This is a genomic window from Marinobacter sp. (genome assembly GCF_048259445.1).
Taxonomy (GTDB): domain Bacteria; phylum Pseudomonadota; class Gammaproteobacteria; order Pseudomonadales; family Oleiphilaceae; genus Marinobacter.
The window spans coordinates 1-18313 of the sequence record NZ_JBLXHQ010000025.1 but is presented as its reverse complement, the minus strand read 5'-3'; the positions used below and the strand labels follow the sequence as shown (position 1 = coordinate 18313).

The following is an 18313-nucleotide window of genomic DNA, read 5'->3' as shown; positions in this document are numbered from 1 at the left end:
TTGTTTATTGCTCTGGCATCCTTTATAGCCATACTTTGCGACACCGTAATCGCCCCGTAAAGACTATCAAACAAATCTGAGGCCCGTCGTGACACCACCTTGTGATGATGATTTTGTTGTAGTGACCACCGCTGAAGCGGCTGTTGATCGTCTCGCTACTCTGTATGAACAAGCCACCAGCTCACTGCGCACGGCGCTGAAACGGTATCTTATTGATCGCCAGCTGCCGCAGGATTCCCAATGCACCTTCCGGTACCCCGAGCTGCGCCTGACCTACCGATCCCAGGGCGAAGTGCCCAGCAGCGTACGCGCCTACGCGCGGCTGCAGGTGCCCGGCGTTTACAGCATTACGGTGACCCAGCCAGAAGCCTTCAGGCGTTATCTGGAGAGGCAACTCGGGCACATAATGAGGGATTTTACGGTCGTAGTGGAAGTAGGTCAGAGCCAGGTCAACATTCCCTACCCCTATGTTGTTGAGCGGGGTGATGAGCTGGGCGGTTCGGGCGTTACCGCCAGCGAGCTGGCAAGGGTGTTCCCCAGTACAGACCTCTCCGCCACCGACGACGGCGTTGCCGATGGCCTTTACGACTGGCAGGAACTGGAGCAAATGCCGCTGGCTCTGTTCGACGCGGCGCGCACGGATTTTTCATTGCGCCGGCTGGTGCACTATACCGGCAGTGACTGGCAGCATGTGCAACGGTGGATATTGCTGACCAACTACCATCGCTATGTTGACCAGTTTATTCGCCACGGGCTGGACATGCTGCAGGGCGAATCACGCTTTCAGAGTATGGTATTGCCCGGCAATGTGGTGATTGAGCGGGGTATGGCCAATGAAGAAATGCAGGCGCTTGTCGATTCTGTGGTCTGGCACAAGTTCCAGATGCCAGCCTACCATCTGAAGGCATCCGAGCCTGGCCAGGGTATTACCCTGGTCAACATCGGCGTAGGGCCTTCCAACGCCAAGAACATTACCGATCACCTGGCCGTAACGCGCCCGCACTGCTGGCTGATGATCGGTCACTGCGGCGGGTTGCGGCAATCACAGGTAATTGGTGACTATGTACTGGCCCATGCTTATATGCGCCGAGACGGCATTCTTGACCGGGTACTGCCACCGAACATTCCGTTGCCGGCGCTAGCCGAAGTTCAGCAAGTGCTGCAACAGGCTGCGGCGGAGATCACTGGTGACGAGGGTGACACGCTCCGGCGCCGACTGCGCACCGGCACGGTATTAACCTACGATGATCGCAACTGGGAGCTGCGCTGGGCACAGGAGCGGCCGCAGATTAACCTGGCCCGCGCCATCGCGGTGGATATGGAGAGTGGAACCATCGCTGCACAGGGTTATCGGTTCCGGGTACCTTACGGCACTTTGCTGTGCGTCTCCGACAAACCACTGCACAGTGAGATCAAGTTACCCGGGGCGGCGGGTGCTTTCTACGAGAGCGCGGTTACCCAGCACTTGCATATCGGCATCCGCGCACTGGAACTGATGCGCAGTGAGCGCTACACCCTGCATTCACGCAAGCTGCGCAGCTTTGATGAGCCGCCATTTCGTTGAGTGCAGGCAGGTAAGCAGGCTCTGCGTGCAAAAACAAAAAGCATCTTAATACCTGCCCTTCACTCAACAACCTGGCCTCAACTCTGCGGCCACCAGCGGTATCCGGGTGTGGTGGCCGCGTATACCTTGTAGCCTCCGGCGCTTTGCGACCGGTCGCCTTATTCCGGCATCGGAATAAATTCTTCTTCGTCGCCCACCACCTTTGGGAAGGCCTGGGCTTTCCAATCATTCCTGGCCTGCTCAATGCGCTCGCGGCGGCTGGAAACGAAGTTCCATTCCATGTATCGCTTGCCCAGGTTCTGACCACCAACGATCGCAATGCGTGCATCCCCTGTTGCAGTCAGCTCAATGCCTGGTTTGTCTGAGAGCACGGCCATTGCATACTCGGGGATCCGGGTATTGTCCGCGGTTAGCTCGCCCTCAGCCACGTAGACTGCACGCTCATCAGCATCCGGCACCTGAATTGTTTGCCCTGCCCGCAGATGCGCCTCAACGTAAAGGGTGTCTGCAAACACTTTGACGGGCGATGTTTCACCATAAGCGCTGCCCATAATTACCCGGATCGGCACGCCGTCGATTTCGACGCGGGGGATGTCGGCGCTGGGATAGTGATAAAATGCCGGATCGATCTCTTCATCGGCCTCTGGTAAAGCCAGCCAGAGTTGCAGGCCGTGGAGGCGGTGCGCTGTTTGGGTGACTTCAGGGCGTTCCCGCTCGGAATGGGTAATGCCCTTCCCTGCGACCATGAGATTGACATCGCCCGGGCAAATGGCCTGGTAGCTGCCGACCGAATCCCGATGCAGTATTTCCCCTTCAAACAGGTAAGTGACCGTGGCCAGGTTAATGTGCGGGTGTGGTCGCACTTTGATGCCGTCACCGGCGGCGAATTCAGCAGGCCCCATATGATCGAAGAAAACCCAGGGTCCAACCATGCGGCGCTGTCTGGCGGGTAAAACACGCCTTACAGAGAAGCCGCCCAGATCCCTGTCCCGCGGCTCAATCAACAGCTCGACTGCCTTGCATCCAGCCGGTTCTGTACAATCCTGATCAAAAGCTTCTTCTGGTGTCCATAGCTGTGTACTCATTGTTTGTCACCTGCCTGCAGCTTCCGCGTCCAGTCACCCAGGGCGGCTACCAGTTTGGCAATGAATTCTCCTGTGGTCTCATCGGTAAGTCTGCCTTCCGCGTCGAAGCGTTCATGCGCCGATGCGATCATGACTTCAGGCTTGTTCAGGCAGTGCATGTCCAGAAAGACCATGGCACGACGCAAGTCGTATTGAGCACGCACGCCACCGAGCAGGCTCATGCTGGCACTCATGATTGCGGCGGGCTTGCCAGCGAACGGCTGAGGCTGCTCGCGTGAGACCCAATCTATGGCGTTTTTCAGAACGCCGGACATTGAGTAGTTGTATTCCGGTGTGGCGAACAGCAATGCGTCAGCCGCCCTAACCTGCTCAACGAGTTTTTTCACGGCAGCCGGAACCGCGTCGTCTCGTTGGTCCTGGTCATACAGCGGAATCTGCGAAAGATCGGCAAATTCGATATGCATGTTGCCGGGAGCGCTGTCCCGGGCAACCCTCAACGCGGCTGTGTTATAGGAATTTTTCCGCACACTGCCGGAAATGCAGAGCACCTTGAGTGTGTTTGTCATGAAATCTCCCTATACAATTTGGTTGCATTTTCCACTCTAACTCGACACTTTTATTGATACAATACTGTTAGTTGGCGACATACTGTCGTTATACGAGCGACAGCCAGAGATCGTATATGGATAATTTCGCCAGTATTCGCGCGTTCACCCAAGTCGTCAAGGCAGGTGGTTTTGCGGCTGCAGCGCGGGAGATGGGATTGTCGCGATCGGTGGTCAACAAGGCCGTGATCAACCTCGAGCAGGAACTCGGCGCACAGTTACTTCAGCGCAGTACGCGCCGAGTCACGCCGACAGACACGGGGCTTGCGTTCTATGAACGCTGTATTCACATTTTAAGTGAGTTGGACGAAGCAACCTCGGCTATCACAACCTCGCAAAGTCAGCCGACTGGCAATCTCCGCGTCAACGCACCGATGTCTTTTGGCACTCTCCACTTATCCAAGGTGCTCGCTGAATACATGGCCCTGTATCCGGATGTACACGTTGAGCTGGTACTGAATGATCGCGTCGTCGATGCGATTGAAGAGGGCTTCGATGTGACTGTGCGCGTTGGGGCATCGCAGGCGACCACCAGTCTTGTAACTCGCAAGCTGACAACTGCGAGGCGCGTGCTTTGTGCTTCGCCGGATTATCTGGAGAAGTGGGGAGAACCGTCAGTACCTGCCGACCTCATCGGGCACCGCTGTTTGCATTACGGTTATCTGGGCTCCGGAAGCAAGTGGCGTTTACGTGGCCCCGCTGGTGAGCAGGCCTACGCGATCCAGTGTGTTATGTGGGCCAATAACGCAGAACCTCTAAACGATGCCGCAATCAATCATCAAGGCATCGCAATGCTGCCGACGTTTATCGTCGGCGAGGCTCTCAAAACCGGGCAACTGCGAACGGTCCTGACGGACTACCCGCCTACCGACATTGAGCTTAGCGTTCTGTATCCCCGCCACCGGCATTTATCGGCGAAGGTTCGGCTACTGGTTGATTTGTTATCCGAACGTTTTGGGGATCAGCCTTACTGGGATCTGGAGGCCTGAAGCGAATGCAGAGCTGTAAGTGAGCCTTAAAACTCTTGGGGGTTTCTCAACGCCCGCCAGCACGTTTAACAGATGCGCTTTACTCACCAGCGCCCTTGCAGCGTAGCCACAATCCGCCGACCACCGGCTTTGTCCCGGTGTTCGCACAAATAGATGCCCTGCCATGTCCCTAGCGCAAGGCGACCATGGTTCACGGGCAGCGTGAGCGACGGGCCTATAAGAATGCTCTTGATGTGGGCCGGCATGTCGTCCGGCCCTTCCATCACATGCTCATAATGCGGCGCCCGCTCTGGCACCATCACGTTAAAGTGGCGTTCAAGATCACCGCGCACGTCCGGATCTGCGTTTTCGTTGACCGCCAGCGATGCGGAGGTGTGCTGGATGAACAGGTGCAGCAGCCCTACTTCGCAGTTGGTCATGTCCGGCGCCTGGGCGAGGATTTCATTGCTTACCAGATGAAATCCTCTTGGTAGGGGTGCCAGGTCAACAAACGTCTGATCCCAGATCATGGCGGCTCCTGTGATTTATTTCTGCAGTTCGTCCCAGGGGTGCATGGGCACAACGGCTTCGCTTACTTCCGCCTCGAAGGAGCTACGGAAATACTCCATGGCTTTCTCGGCTTCGTTCAGTTCGTCAAACCGGGCGATATGATAAATCGCTTCACCTTCGTTGACCAAAGGCAGGTTGTTCACACAAATCACGATGCCTGAGCAGGGTGACATAATCGCCGTTTCGGATTCGCCGAAGGGGTCGGCAACCATGGCCAGCTTCTGGCCTTTACGTACTTTCTGCCCGAGCTGAGCAACCGGGCGCATGATGCCATCGATCTCTGCCCTCACCCACTGCGAGCTGGCTGCAATTTCTGAGCGCTTTTTCGTTGTGCTGCGACCTTTGCGCGGAGGAACCATTTCCAGTTCGCGCATCACCCGCATCACGCCTTTGGCGCCACTGCCGATCACAACGTCGTCAAAGCGCAGGGCTTCGCCGCCCTCATAGGTGATTACAGGAATATCCAGAGAATCTGCGTAGGCGCGCAAACTGCCTTCCCGCAAGCCTGCATCGATAATTACCGGAGCGGCGAACGCTTCGGCCATGCGCGCAGTTTCAGGGTTTTTCAGCTCGGCCCGAACCTGCGGCAGGTTGAAGCGGTGAATGGCGCCTGTATGCAAATCGATGATATGCGTTACGTGCTCCATAATCTGGGTGCGCAAAAGATAGGCGATGCGCCCGCCAAGAGAGCCCCTTTCGCTACCGGGGAAGCAGCGGTTAAGGTCGCGCCTGTCTGGCAAGTAGCGTGTGCGATGCACAAACCCGAAGATATTGACGATAGGCACTGCTACCAGAGTGCCGCGCAAATTACGAAGCGCCGAATTTTTAAGTACCCTGCGCACAATTTCCACGCCGGCAATTTCATCACCGTGTATGGCACCACACACCATCAACACCGGTCCGTCCCGTCGCCCATGCACAACCTCAACAGGTATGTGCAAAGGGGTGTGCGTGTATAATTTTGCAACCTGGACTTCTATGGTTTGCCGGGTGCCGGGCCGAACCTGAACTCCGGCGATTTCAAAGGGCGCGCGCGCCATCGATTAACCTCTGCCTTTGGTTTTGGTGCGCCAGGGCGCCTGATTTTTTTCAATCCAGTTCACGATCATGCCTGCCACGTTCTTGCCGGTAGCGTTTTCAATACCTTCCAGGCCGGGCGAGGAATTCACTTCCATCACCAGCGGGCCACGGCTGGAGCGAAGCAAGTCGACACCTGCCACGTTCAGGCCCATGGACTTGGCTGCGGTGATGGCTGTTTTTCGCTCTTCCGGCGTAATACGAACCAGAGAAGCGCTGCCGCCGCGATGCAAATTGGACCGGAACTCGCCCTCGGCACCCTGCCGTTTCATGGCTGCAATCACCTTGTCGCCAATAACAAAACAACGAATATCGGCGCCGCCGGCTTCTTTGATGAACTCCTGCACAAGAATGTCGGCTTTGAGGCCCATGAAGGCCTCGATCACACTTTCAGCCGCCGTGCGGGTTTCTGCCAGCACGACGCCAATGCCCTGGGTGCCTTGCAGCAGTTTGATAACAACCGGTGCACCGCCCACCATTTTCAGCAGTTCGGGTACGTTATCCGGTTTGTTGGCAAAGCCGGTTATGGGCATGCCGACGCCTTTACGGGCAAGCAACTGCAGGGAGCGCAGTTTGTCCCTTGAACGGGTGATAGCAACAGACTCGTTTACCGGGAAGGTCCCCATCATTTCAAACTGGCGCAGAACCGCTGTGCCGTAGAAGGTAACGGAAGCCCCGATACGGGGAATCACAACGTCAAAGTTTTCCAGCACTTCTTCATGATAATGAATGCGAGGGTTGGCAGACGTGATGTTCATGGAGCAGTGCAGGCAATCAATCACCTTCACTTCATGACCACGGTTGACACCTTCTTCCACCAGACGGCGGGTAGAGTACAAATGCCGGTTACGCGACAGAACTGCAATTTTCATTTTTCAGACCTTAAAGCCGGTTCCCCGGCGAGATAGGAAGCTTCGGGATAAACTGTTGTACGGCCCGCCATCGCGGTGCGACCGATGAGCATGCGAAACCGCATGGTGTCCCGGTTTGTCAGAGTCATTTCAACGGGCCAGCTTTGGCCGCCAATTACCAGGGTGGTCTCAATGACCAGCCGCAACTCCTTGTGTCCACCTGAGTCTGATACATCACGTTCATCGAGAACACGGGCATCACACTCCACTACCTGATGCATATCATTCTGAACAGGATGGACCCAGAACCGGACCCGGCGCTCGCCATCCTGCGTGTAGGGTTCCGTGCGAAACGTGTGCAGGCAGGAGGTACGTGCTCCGGTATCCACCTTTGCCTTGATGCGGCTGATATCCAGATCAGGCAGTGCCACCCACTCCCGCCAGCCCAGGCTGAGTTTGTTGTCAGCAGGGGTTGGCGCTACGGTTTTGATGGCTTCAGCTGTCTTTGTCGACATCCAACGGTTCCTTTTCAATGACTTTCTCCGGCCCCATCAGCTGCACGCGGAAGGGCTCGGAATGACTACCGGCATAGATACTGGTATGCGGGAAGGGTATTTCTATACCCGCTTTATCCAGTGTTTTCTTTATGGCAACGAGCATACCGCTTTTGCCTTCAAGCACCTTGTCTTTCGGGACCCAGAACGAAAACTGCAAATCCACCGAGGAAGGGCCGAATGCGGTTACCATCACCAGCGCTTTGGGTTCTTCGAGGCAAGCTGGATTCTTTTCTGCCAACTCCAGCAACAGGTCTTCCACTTTCTCTGCATCTTCAGCATAGGCAATCCCTACCTGAAGGTCGATCCTGCGAATGGGAAAACGTGAGCGGTTAACAACCGGTGTCTTGATCAGGGTTTCGTTGGGAATGCGAACATACAGGTTGTCTCTTGTGCGCAGCTTTACACTGAGCATATCGATTCCTACCACTTCTCCCATGATGGCTTCCACTTCAATGAAGTCGCCAATTTCAAATGGCTTCTCGACAAGCAGGAACAGACCGCTGATCATATTGGAGGCAGACGTTTGCGATGCAAAACCGATGGCGACGGTAAGAATACCGGCCGCGCCCAACACGACGTCCAGCGAAAACCCGGCCTCCCTGAGCGCTGCAACGCCAAACAGCAAAAAGATGACGTAAAACACCAGCCGCCGGACCATAACGGTGTGATGCCGGGAACTGCGCTTGGCCATCACCTTCGACACACTGCGGGCTGCCAATGACGCGAGAACTATGCCAAGTACCAACAAAAAGCCGGTACTGATCCACTGGCCCCAGGCTATACCGTAAAACACATTCATCGCACCCGTTTTCAGCCCTTCAGCCACAATCATTACTCCGCAGAATGTGCATTAACCAAACACCCGGTCGATGGCCCGCACCAGGCGCCCCCTGGCAGACTTTTCCCGGGCCGGCGCCACTGGCTGGCAGGGGCCGGCAGCGACAAGCAATCCCTCATCAATATTCAGGCTTGCTGAATTCATATCTGTTGCCACTTCCACCACCACACCAGGCGTCCAAAGCTCGCCGCGATCATTCTGATGCAGCGATAGCAACGGTGTAGGCAGGCTGAAGCGCTCCAGCAGCAAAGGCTCCGTTCTGCGGTTGATAATCGTGACCGGAGTCACTGCCCGCCATGCCCGTTTCGGCACTGCTTCAAGCGCCAGACGACCAAAGTTCGACGACGCGTAGCACAGTTCACCCTCCATCGTATTTCTGCCCACCCAGGTAAACGATGGCACAGCAAGCGGAACTTCGGTGAGAAGGGTCTGGTTTTGTCCGGTACAGATTTTCATCCAGACAACCGTTCCCACATATATTGTGCAACGGGTACCGCCGGGAATGGTCAGCGGGTGATATGGGCGAATGACCGTTGGGAGATTGGCCACGGCCGGTATGAAGGATACCGTTGACGAATCCCCCTCCCGAACAAAGCGCTTCAAAGAATCACTTGAGGGCGGCAGCCGATGACCTATGGATTCTGTCCAGCCCACTGGGTCTGTCTCCGGCTCCCGGGTTTCCGTGCGCACCTGCCATTCTTTATCCAGCAAAGTGACCCACAGCCGAACATGCCCAAGCTTATGGTGCTGGGTTTGGCCGGACAAAAGCTGATACGGTTGAGCCCAGACTCCGTCACGCCGGCTTTCGGTTTCAATATCCATAAAGGCTGTACATCTCCGACGAATACGGCTGGTAAAGTTGGGACAACTATAATCCAATCAGTGACCCCGGGCGAATATCCAACTATGTGATTTTATTGCCACAGTGCGATGTAATTACCCTTACATTCAAAGCCGGAACCCGATACGGAACAGACAATGACGCAACTGGTATGGTTCAGAAACGACCTGCGGATAGCCGACAACGCCGCCCTTACGGCTGCCTGCAAAGAAGCCAGCGTAGCAGGGGGCAACACAGGTGTTCGAGCCTGCTTCATTCTCACTCCAGCGCAATGGCAGGAGCACGACTGGTCGCCGGCGCGGGTTCAGTTCGTTGTTGCCCATGCAAACGCTCTGGCTGAGGAGCTTGCAAAACTAGGCATACCGCTGTCTTTTATAGAAGCCGAGCGCTTCAAAGACAGCATCACAGCCCTTGAAAGCCATTGCCAGAAACACAGCATCCGCCAACTCCACTTCAATGAGGAGTATGGCATCAACGAGCGCAAGCGCGACAAGGCGGTGAAACACCGCTTTGATGAACTGGGTATCACAACCCGCAAGTACCGCGACCAGACTGTGGCGCCTGTGGGTGAAATACTGACCGGCCAGGGTGAACCCTACTCCGTATTTACACCATTCTCCCGTCGCTGGCGCACCTGGATTGATGAAACCCAGCCAACGCTTTACCCGGTACCTGAAGCCCAGGGCAAGGCCATTCAGCCAGAGCGTATTAAAAACATTCCTGGGGGCTTTGAAGATGCGCCACCAGCACTGGTAGAAACCGGAGAAGATGCGGCGCACTCGCAGCTGGAGCGCTTCCTCAGCGAACACGGCGGCGCCTACAAAGAGCAAAGAGACTTCCCCGCACTTGATGGCACCAGCCAGCTTTCCCCCTACCTGGCCAACGGCGTACTCTCCGGCCGCCAATGCCTGATCGCCGGGCGACAAGCACAAGGTATGGGCGGCAATCAGGAAGGTCTGGTGACCTGGATTAACGAAATAGCCTGGCGGGATTTCTATATCCACACCCTTTACCACTGCCCCCGGGTGAGCATGCACCGTGCCTTCAAACCGGAAACCGAAGCGTTGAAATGGAACGACCCGGGTGAGCATTTCGAAGCCTGGAAATCCGGCAACACCGGCATTCCCCTGGTTGACGCAGCCATGCGCCAGCTCAACCAGACCGGCTGGATGCACAACCGGTTGCGTATGGTTACGGCGATGTTTCTGACCAAAAACCTGTTTATCGACTGGCGGCTGGGCGAGGCCTACTTCATGTCCAAATTGGTGGACGGCTTTCTGGCTTCCAACAACGGCGGCTGGCAATGGAGCGCATCGACCGGCACAGACGCCGCGCCTTACTTCCGGGTGTTTAATCCGGTCACTCAAAGTGAGCGCTTTGATCCGAAAGGTGAGTTCATCCGCGAGTGGGTGCCTGAGCTGGCAAAGCTGGATAACAAACGCATCCACGATCCGTCCAAAGGTGGTGTTATCCCGGGTGGATATCCAAGGCCCATTGTTGATCTGAAAGAGAGCAGAAAAGAGGCAATAGCGAAGTTTCAGGCACTAAAAGACTAGACTGAGGAACAATGTAGAGGTGGGCATGGGAGAAGACTCTCCAAAACCGTGCGGAGCCATGGGTGGAGTGCGCAGCACTTCACGGGCAAGCCATGGACGGCTTGCCCAGGACCTTTGGCGCGACGCAGGAGCAATAAGCGCTAAAGGGCGGAGCCGAGCGTACACGGACGTATTCACAGCGTGTTTTGGAGAGTCTTCTCCCATGCCCGCTTCGGCCAGTCCGGTACTATTTCAAGCCACAAACCGGACAATCAGGGTCTTTTGTAAGCTTCATTTCACGCCACTGCATTTCCCAGGCATCCAGGATCAATAACCTGCCCACAAGTGGGGTGCCTACACCAGACAGCACTTTAATGGCTTCCATAGCTTGAACAGAACCGATCATGCCAACCAGTGGCGCAATCACCCCAGCTTCCGAGCAAGTGAGATCTTCATTGCCCTGCTCCGGGTATAAACAGTGGTAACAAGGAGAGTCGGGATTCCGGCTGTCATACACGCTGACCTGGCCTTCGCCCCGAATAGCGGCGCCAGAAATAAGCGGAACACCCGCTGCCACACAAGCACGATTAAGCGCGAACCGCGTGGCAAAATTATCCGAGCAGTCCAAAGCCAAACTGCTCCCTGTCACTTCCTGCGCAAAGCCATCCAGATCAAGGCGGCGGTTAATCACGGAAATAGACACTTCCGGATTGATACTGCGTACACGGGCGGCCAGGGTTTCTGCCTTGGATTCGCCAATTTGTGCGGTTTCAAACGCTATCTGGCGCTGCAGGTTAGCCAGTTCGATAACATCATCGTCAATCAGTGTTAAGTGGCCTACCCCTGCCGCACCCAGATAAAGCGCAACCGGGCAACCGAGGCCGCCAGCGCCAACCACCACTATGCGGGCGGACTTCAATGATTGCTGGCCTGCGATATCAAAACGCGGCATCAAAATCTGACGACTGAAGCGCAGGAGTTCTTCATCACTGAGCATGGAGGGCTCCTTTTCGGGGCCATTGGCCCAAGGTCATGCGGTCGTTGCCGCCGTAGTCTTTTTGGCTCTCCACCTTAGCAAACCCTCGGGCGGTGAGCAGCTCCTGAACGGCCTCAGCCTGGTCAAATCCGTGCTCAAGAAGCAACCAGCCTTCAGCATTCAGCCAGGCAGGCGCTTCGCTCACAATCAGGCGAATATCATCGAGACCATCCGCTCCGGATACCAGCGCAGACACCGGCTCAAAGCGAACGTCGCCTTCGTCGAGATGGTGGTCGCCTGAAGCGATGTAAGGTGGATTGGAAACAATCAGATCAAAAAGGCCAGCGGGCAACCCGGCAAACCAATGGCTCTGAAAAACATCTACCGGTAATTTCAGCTGGCGGGCATTTGTCTGTGCCAATGCCACAGCGTCTTCCATCAGGTCACAAGCACTGATCACCCAACCGGGACGCTCGCTGGCCAGCGCCAGAGCAATCGCGCCAGTGCCGGTGCCAAGATCAACAACCCGGGCATTGTCAGGCAAAGGCAATTCCAGCGCCTGCTCCACCAGACATTCGGTATCCGGGCGTGGAATAAGAGTGCTATCGCTGACTGTGAGCGGAAGCGACCAGAACTCCTGATGACCTAGCAGGTAAGCTACCGGCATGCCCTGCACACGCTGCATCACAAGATCTCCGAATTCAGCTGCCTGCAGGGCATCCACTTCGCGCTCGGGAAAAGCACGGAAGCCGGAACGGCTCAGGCCGGTCACCTGGGCAAGAAGCAACTCGGCGTCGAGCCGGGCAGTATCGCCGGCAATCCGGCGCACTGCATTGTCCAACAACGCCCCGCAGGTCAGTGAGGGTTTACTCGTCATCAGAAAGCGTGGCCAGAAGCTCCGCCTGATGCTCTTGCTGAAGCGGCACAACAACAGAATCCAGATCACCCGCAATCACATCATCAAGCTTGTAAAGGGTGAGGTTGATCCGGTGGTCGGTTACCCGACCCTGGGGAAAGTTATAAGTGCGGATACGTTCAGAGCGATCGCCGCTGCCAACAAGGCTTTTGCGGGTTTCTGCCATGGTTTTCTGTTGCCGCTCAGTTTCAACGTTCTGCAGCCTTGAGGCCAGAAAGCTCATGGCCTTGGCCCGATTTTTATGCTGCGAGCGTTCCTCCTGACACTCCACCACAATGCCGCTTGGCAGGTGGGTAATCCGGATGGCTGAGTCGGTTTTGTTAACGTGCTGGCCACCCGCGCCCGAGGAACGGAAGGTGTCCACGCGCAGATCGGCTTTGTTGATCTCGATCGCCTCGGCCTCGTCCGCCTCCGGCATGACGGCAACGGTACAGGCCGAAGTGTGAATGCGACCCTGGGACTCGGTTTCCGGTACCCGCTGAACACGGTGCGCGCCGGATTCGAATTTCAGTGCTCCGTAAACTGCGTCGCCTGCTACCCGGGCAATGATTTCCTTATAGCCACCGTGCTCACCTTCGTTCTGGCTCAGCACTTCAACCTGCCAGCGGCGACCCTCAGCATAGCGGTTATACATGCGGAACAAATCTCCGGCAAAAATGGCGGCTTCGTCACCTCCGGTTCCTGCACGAATTTCCAGAAACACGTTTTTGCCGTCGTTCGGATCTTTTGGCAGCATCAGGCGCTGCAGCTCTTCATCCAGCTCTTCGGTTTTCTGTTCGGCAATTTCAAGTTCTTCTGCGGCCATTTCGCGCATGTCCGCATCGCCGTCTTTGGCCAGCTCTTTTGCCTCGCGGATATCGTCCAGCGAGCGCTTCCACGCCTGAAAGCACTGCACCACAGGCTCAATCTCGGAATACTCACGGGATAGTTCCCGAAACTTGTCCTGCTTGGCGATGGTTGCCGGATCGCTGAGCAAAGCACTCACCTCCTCGTAGCGTTCAACCAGCTGCTCGAGGCGGGACTGTATCGATGGTTTCATATTTTTTCCGGAGTAGTCGTCGCGTCAGCGTCCAACACATCAAGCTGATGCAGTTCTCTCAGCCATTCAGTCACCTCGGCGCGCCCTTCGGTGGTGGCCTTGCGAACCTGTATCGAAGGTTCGTGGAGGAGTTTGTTTGTAAGGCCTCGCGCCAGGCTGCGCAACGCTGTTTCGGGATCACCGCCATTGCGCAAAGCGCGCAGGGCTTTTTCGGTTTCTATGTCTCGTAACACTTCCGCTCGCTGCCGGAACTGCTTCAGCGTGGAAACCGCATCCAGTGCACGAAGCTGGCTGAGAAATTCCTGCACGCCAGCGGTTATGAGGTTTTCCGCTTCACGAGCCGCGCCCTCCCGGGTGCGAATATTTTCTTCGATCACCTGGCGCAAGTCATCAACGGTATACAGATACACATCCGCCAGCGCAGCCACTTCGGGCTCGATATCCCTGGGCACAGCAATATCCACCATAAAAAACGGCCGGTGCTTGCGTTTTTTCAGCGAACGCTCAACCGCGCCCTTGCCAAGAATAGGCAGCGGGCTGGCAGTGGATGAAATAATAATATCGACATCCGCCAGATAATCCGGAATTTCCGAAAGCAGGATGCCGCGGCCACCTCTGGATTCTGCCAGCGCCTGAGCGCGTTCCAGAGTGCGGTTAGCAACAATGAAGTTCTTTACGCCGGCATCGGCAAGGTGGCGTGCAACCAGTTCGATAGTTTTGCCTGCGCCAATCAGCAACGCCTTGTTTTTCGACATATCCGCAAAAATACGGTGAGCCATGTTCACGGCCGCATAAGCGACAGAAACCGGGTTTTCGCCGATGGCGGTCTGTGTACGAACGCGCTTGGCAACGGAGAAAGTTTGCTCAAACATGCGGGACAGGAAGGAGCCGCTTCCGCCGTGTTCCCGGGCCAGAGCATAGGCATCCTTCAACTGGCCGAATATCTGGGGTTCACCCAGAACCATGGAATCCAGCCCGGCCGCAACGCGCATCATGTGCCTCACCGCATCCGCATCGCGGTGTATATAGAGCACCTCTTCGAGCTCCGCGGCATCCAGATCGTGAAAGCCCGCCAGCCAGCGCAACACAAGCGGCGCGCAGTCATCGTCGCCCGCCAGATAGAGTTCGGTGCGGTTACAGGTAGAGAGAATGGCTGCCTCGGTGGCGCCAGACGCCGCCCGCAACTCCGCAAACGCCTCTGACATACGCTCAGGCGTAAACGCAACTCGCTCCCGTAACTCAACAGGGGCGGTGCGGTGATTGATTCCCAGCGTTAGCAGTGCCATTTAATGGTTATACAATCCTTTACCGGTGAGCTGTGTAAACAAGCGCCATTTTGCAGGCATTTTAGCGGCCCAAGCCCTCAGCTGCCACCCTAAACAGCTTCTGCTTCGGGAAGTGCGGACAGGTTGGGCAAGAACAGGAGCTTATGCCATTATAGGGAACCGGCCGCCGCCGGGGCCCGATTCAGCTCAAGAAAACGCGAGAGCGCGGGTTATTCAAGATGCGTAGTCGACAAATCACGGGAAGTTGCATGCACAAATCCGCACCGCTTTTGGTTACCTGCCTGTTCGGCCTTTCACTGGCAGGTTGCGCCAGTATAACCGGTTCGGGGGACACAACCGCCTTCGACGATACAGCCGTCAAGACCAAACAGGAAGGCACCGGGCAAGCAAGCAGCGAGCCCCCCATCGAATATGCTGATTTTGAGCCCGAAACTCTTTACCTGCTCCTTTCGGCAGAAATTGCAGCACAGCGCGGCCGGTATGATGTCACTCTGGTTAATTACCTCAGGGCAGCACAGCAATCCCGGGATAAGAATGTTATTGAGCGGGCCATGTATATTGCCCAGTCACTCAATGGCGACAACGCCCAGAAAAATCTGGCAGAGTTATGGCTGGATGTGGATCCGGGCAACCTCCAGGCCCTCCGGGTTTCAGCCATTCAGTCCGTCAAACGCAATGAACTTGAAGCTGCTCTGGGGTATATGGAACAGATCCTGGACCAGGGCGGCGACGCAGATTTTGACAGCCTTGCAGCCATGGCAGGAAATCTTCCTCCGGAACAGCAACAGGAGTTGCTGGCATTGTATGAAGAGATGGCAAACCGCCATCCGGACACACCGGAGCTTGAGTACAGCATCGCCCTGTTGCTGAAAATCACCGGCCAACCTGAGGCAGCCCTCCGCCGGCTAGACCCCCTGCTGGCAAACAAGCCTAATTTTCAGCCGGCCATTATCCTCAAAGGCGACCTCCTGTATCAGGCCGGTAAAGCAATCGAAGCCCTCGACCACTTGCTGATAAATACCCGGCGCTTCCCGGCAAACCGGCAGATGGGCACGCTGTACGGGCGCATGTTGATCAGCGAAGGTGAACTACAGGCCGCTCAGGATGAATTCAGCCGCCTGGTAGATCGCTATCCGGACAACCCCGGCCTGCGGCTTTCTCACGCACTTGTTGCCCTCGAAAACGGGCAGCTGGAACTCGCGAAGGAAGAGCTCACACAACTCACCGAACAGGGCCATCACACCAGCGAAGCCAGCTATTATCTGGGCCGGATTGAAGATGAAGCCGGTAACACTGAACAGGCCATCATGTACTACCTGGGCGTGGAGCAGGGTAACTACTACCTGCCCTCCGTCGCCCGTGCCAGCGCCTTGTTGGCAGAGGAAGGCAAGCTGGACGAAGCACTTGAAAACATTCGCTCCCTGCGCGGCGCCAATCCTGAGCGAGCAGAAAATTTCTGGCTGCTGGAGGTAAACCTGCTGCTCGACCAGGAGCTGCAGCAAGAGGCTCTCGAAGCTGGTTCCAGTGCGCTTGAGGCCTACCCTGAGAATATACAGCTCCGGTATGCAAGGGCCATGCTTTTCGACGCACTGGAACAGCCCGGCAAAGCCGAAGACGACCTAAAGAAGATCGTTGAAAACGATCCCCAAAATGCTGTGGCGCTCAACGCCCTGGGATACATACTCGCAACCCGCACCGACCGACTGAAGGAAGCGCGCGGCTACATCGAACAGGCGTTAGCGCTGGACCCGGAAAACCCTGCCATTCTGGACAGTATGGGGTGGGTTCTGTTTCAGGAAGGTCAGATCGAGCCCGCACTGGATTACCTGTCCCGCGCGTGGGCTGCCTACCCCGACCCGGAAGTTGCTGCTCACTACGGCGAGGCTTTGTGGATAAACGGTGCCGAAGAGCAGGCACAGATTATCTGGAAGGAAGGGCTTGAACAGGATTCGGATCATAATGTTTTGCGCGAAACGATTCAGCGACTGACCGGCAATGGTGACCAGTAATGGGGCAGCTCGTTCGCGCCTGGGTTGCCACGTTTATGATTGCCGGGTTGAGTGCCTGTACCACCATTCAGCTGGAGCCGCTGCCGGAAGGCATGACAGATCAGCCACCCGCCGACTGGCAGGCCCGCGCCGCCAGGCTCAGCCAGTTTGATCACTGGCAATTGTCCGGAAAACTGGCTGTGCGCCAACCTTCGGACAGCGGTACCGCTATCATCAATCACTGGATACAGGAGGGTGAGGCCTACGACCTTGCCTTATCATCATCGTTTCTCGGAATGGGCAGCACGATCCTCAAGGGCGTGCCGGGGTTCATTGAACTTACTCTCCCGAACGGTGAGACCTACAGTTCCGGAGACCCGGACGCCCTGATGCAAGCCGCTACCGGCTGGCAACTCCCCCTTGAGAGTATGACCTGGTGGATACGAGGCCTGCCGGCGCCCGACGGCGATTTCCGCCTGCTGTTTGATGACCGTGGCGAACTGACCATGATCCGCCAGGCCGGCTGGGAAATCCGTTATGACCGCTGGCATGCGCTGCAAGACAGCATCCCGGCCCTGCCCGCCAGGATTACCGCACTTAAAGAAGATAAGCGGGTACGTGTTGTGGTAAGTAGCTGGCAGGATCTGACGCAGTGACAGCCACCATTACGCTGCCCTCACCCGCCAAACTGAACCTCTTCCTGCACATCACTGGCAGGCGCCCGGATGGTTACCACGAGCTTCAGACGCTGTTCCAGTTCCTCGACTACGGCGACGACATCACACTGAACCTGACCCCGGAACAGCCCGGCATTCGGCTCGAGAGCCCCGTTCCCGGCGTTCCTGACGAAGACAACCTGATCATCAGGGCTGCACGCGCTCTTGCAGAAAAGATCTCTGGGGAGCTTCCAGGCGTGAGCATAGCCATCAACAAGCGCCTGCCCATGGGTGGTGGGCTCGGCGGCGGGAGCTCCAATGCGGCGACGACGCTGCTCGGGCTCAATTATCTCTGGAAACTCGGGTTAGGGTTGGACGAGCTGGCGGAAACAGGGCTGGCACTCGGTGCAGATGTACCGGTTTTCGTGCGCGGACACGCGGCTTTCGGTGAAGGCGTAGGAGAAAAACTGACTCCGGCCTTTCCGCCGGAGGACTGGTTTTTGGTCCTGAAACCGGCCTGCGATATCAACACAGGAAAGATATTTTCAGAGCAAGGGTTGACAAGGGACACCCCGAGAATCAGAATAGCGCCCGCTTTTGAGGGAGACGCCTCGAGGTACCGAAACGACTGTGAAGATGTAGTCAGAAGGCTGTATCCTGAAGTCAATCAGAGCATGGAATGGCTCACACAATTCGGACCTGCAAGATTAACCGGAACCGGGGCTTGCATATTTGGACGTTTCCCTACAGAATCCGCAGCCCGGATTATCTGGGAAAGCAAACCCTCCGGCATCACCGGGTTCGTAGCTAAAGGGGTGAACGTATCGCCTCTTCACCAAAAGCTGACAGAGCTGGAATGATGCCAAAAAAGCACGATACTGGGGTGTCGCCAAGTGGTAAGGCAACGGGTTTTGATCCCGTCATGCGCAGGTTCGAATCCTGCCACCCCAGCCAACTTTCT

General features: G+C 56.4%; 18 protein-coding genes and 1 tRNA gene. 7 read left to right on the top strand and 12 right to left on the bottom strand.

Annotation, left to right across the window (positions count from 1 at the left end; genetic code table 11):
* Positions 1-88: 88 nt before the first annotated feature.
* Positions 89-1564 carry an AMP nucleosidase gene (amn, locus tag ACN0RL_RS15870; protein ID WP_417518534.1) on the top strand — a complete coding sequence of 492 codons (1476 nt, stop codon included), beginning with the start codon at positions 89-91 and terminating at the stop codon, positions 1562-1564.
* A gap of 158 nt (positions 1565-1722) precedes the next feature.
* Here amn and ACN0RL_RS15865 read toward each other — a convergent pair whose 3' ends face one another.
* The gene (locus ACN0RL_RS15865; RefSeq protein WP_417518532.1) at positions 1723-2649 is read right to left on the bottom strand and encodes a pirin family protein; all 927 of its coding nucleotides are present in this window, start codon (positions 2647-2649) and stop codon (positions 1723-1725) included.
* Positions 2646-3215, bottom strand: coding sequence for an NADPH-dependent FMN reductase (locus ACN0RL_RS15860; RefSeq protein ID WP_417518530.1), 570 nt, complete (start codon positions 3213-3215; stop codon positions 2646-2648). Before ACN0RL_RS15860 ends, ACN0RL_RS15865 begins: the two co-directional genes overlap by 4 nt.
* A 116-nt stretch (positions 3216-3331) precedes the next feature.
* On the opposite strand from ACN0RL_RS15860, the gene ACN0RL_RS15855 reads away from it, so the two are divergent.
* Positions 3332-4243: a LysR family transcriptional regulator gene (locus tag ACN0RL_RS15855; protein WP_417518528.1), complete on the top strand. Its 912-nt coding sequence runs from the start codon at positions 3332-3334 to the stop codon at positions 4241-4243.
* A gap of 83 nt (positions 4244-4326) precedes the next feature.
* Here the strand turns inward: ACN0RL_RS15855 and ACN0RL_RS15850 are convergent, their stop codons facing one another.
* From ACN0RL_RS15850 to ACN0RL_RS15825, 6 genes are read right to left on the bottom strand one after another with little or no spacing between them, the layout of a single operon-like run.
* Positions 4327-4752, bottom strand: coding sequence for a secondary thiamine-phosphate synthase enzyme YjbQ (locus ACN0RL_RS15850; RefSeq protein WP_417518526.1), 426 nt, complete (start codon positions 4750-4752; stop codon positions 4327-4329).
* Positions 4753-4767: 15 nt separating this feature from the next.
* Positions 4768-5832, bottom strand: coding sequence for a succinylglutamate desuccinylase/aspartoacylase family protein (locus ACN0RL_RS15845; RefSeq protein WP_417518524.1), 1065 nt, complete (start codon positions 5830-5832; stop codon positions 4768-4770).
* 3 nt (positions 5833-5835) lie between these two features.
* The gene (gene rimK, locus ACN0RL_RS15840; protein ID WP_144779119.1) at positions 5836-6741 is read right to left on the bottom strand and encodes a 30S ribosomal protein S6--L-glutamate ligase; all 906 of its coding nucleotides are present in this window, start codon (positions 6739-6741) and stop codon (positions 5836-5838) included.
* On the bottom strand, positions 6738-7235 hold the full coding sequence (locus tag ACN0RL_RS15835; protein ID WP_417518521.1) for an ATP-dependent zinc protease: 498 nt from the start codon (positions 7233-7235) through the stop codon (positions 6738-6740). Before ACN0RL_RS15835 ends, rimK begins: the two co-directional genes overlap by 4 nt.
* Positions 7216-8076, bottom strand: coding sequence for a mechanosensitive ion channel family protein (locus ACN0RL_RS15830; RefSeq protein WP_417518604.1), 861 nt, complete (start codon positions 8074-8076; stop codon positions 7216-7218). Before ACN0RL_RS15830 ends, ACN0RL_RS15835 begins: the two co-directional genes overlap by 20 nt.
* Positions 8077-8127: 51 nt before the next feature.
* Positions 8128-8937 carry a hypothetical protein gene (locus ACN0RL_RS15825; protein WP_417518519.1) on the bottom strand — a complete coding sequence of 270 codons (810 nt, stop codon included), beginning with the start codon at positions 8935-8937 and terminating at the stop codon, positions 8128-8130.
* A gap of 156 nt (positions 8938-9093) precedes the next feature.
* Here ACN0RL_RS15825 and phrB point away from each other — a divergent pair, with 156 nt between their 5' ends.
* Positions 9094-10512 (top strand): deoxyribodipyrimidine photo-lyase, encoded by a 1419-nt coding sequence (gene phrB / locus ACN0RL_RS15820; RefSeq protein WP_417518517.1) that lies wholly within the window; start codon positions 9094-9096, stop codon positions 10510-10512.
* Between the two features lie 226 nt (positions 10513-10738).
* Here the strand turns inward: phrB and ACN0RL_RS15815 are convergent, their stop codons facing one another.
* From ACN0RL_RS15815 to hemA, 4 genes are read right to left on the bottom strand one after another with little or no spacing between them, the layout of a single operon-like run.
* Positions 10739-11488, bottom strand: coding sequence for a molybdopterin-synthase adenylyltransferase MoeB (locus tag ACN0RL_RS15815; RefSeq protein ID WP_417518515.1), 750 nt, complete (start codon positions 11486-11488; stop codon positions 10739-10741).
* A complete protein-coding gene (gene prmC / locus ACN0RL_RS15810; RefSeq protein ID WP_417518513.1) occupies positions 11478-12344 on the bottom strand; it encodes a peptide chain release factor N(5)-glutamine methyltransferase in 867 nt (288 codons plus the stop codon). Before prmC ends, ACN0RL_RS15815 begins: the two co-directional genes overlap by 11 nt.
* Positions 12334-13422 carry a peptide chain release factor 1 gene (gene prfA, locus ACN0RL_RS15805; protein ID WP_417518511.1) on the bottom strand — a complete coding sequence of 363 codons (1089 nt, stop codon included), beginning with the start codon at positions 13420-13422 and terminating at the stop codon, positions 12334-12336. The genes prmC and prfA overlap by 11 nt, the downstream gene beginning before the upstream one ends.
* On the bottom strand, positions 13419-14708 hold the full coding sequence (hemA, locus tag ACN0RL_RS15800; RefSeq protein WP_417518509.1) for a glutamyl-tRNA reductase: 1290 nt from the start codon (positions 14706-14708) through the stop codon (positions 13419-13421). Before hemA ends, prfA begins: the two co-directional genes overlap by 4 nt.
* Before the next feature lie 248 nt (positions 14709-14956).
* On the opposite strand from hemA, the gene ACN0RL_RS15795 reads away from it, so the two are divergent.
* The 4 genes from ACN0RL_RS15795 to ACN0RL_RS15780 all read left to right on the top strand — a co-directional run bounded on the left by ACN0RL_RS15795 (position 14957) and on the right by ACN0RL_RS15780 (position 18306).
* The gene (locus tag ACN0RL_RS15795) at positions 14957-16717 is read left to right on the top strand and encodes a tetratricopeptide repeat protein (RefSeq protein ID WP_417518507.1); all 1761 of its coding nucleotides are present in this window, start codon (positions 14957-14959) and stop codon (positions 16715-16717) included.
* On the top strand, positions 16717-17352 hold the full coding sequence (lolB, locus tag ACN0RL_RS15790; RefSeq protein ID WP_417518505.1) for a lipoprotein insertase outer membrane protein LolB: 636 nt from the start codon (positions 16717-16719) through the stop codon (positions 17350-17352). The genes ACN0RL_RS15795 and lolB overlap by 1 nt, the downstream gene beginning before the upstream one ends.
* A complete protein-coding gene (gene ispE, locus ACN0RL_RS15785; RefSeq protein ID WP_417518503.1) occupies positions 17349-18212 on the top strand; it encodes a 4-(cytidine 5'-diphospho)-2-C-methyl-D-erythritol kinase in 864 nt (287 codons plus the stop codon). Before lolB ends, ispE begins: the two co-directional genes overlap by 4 nt.
* 19 nt (positions 18213-18231) lie before the next feature.
* Positions 18232-18306: transfer RNA gene (locus ACN0RL_RS15780), tRNA-Gln, on the top strand.
* The last annotated feature ends 7 nt before the right edge of the window (positions 18307-18313 follow it).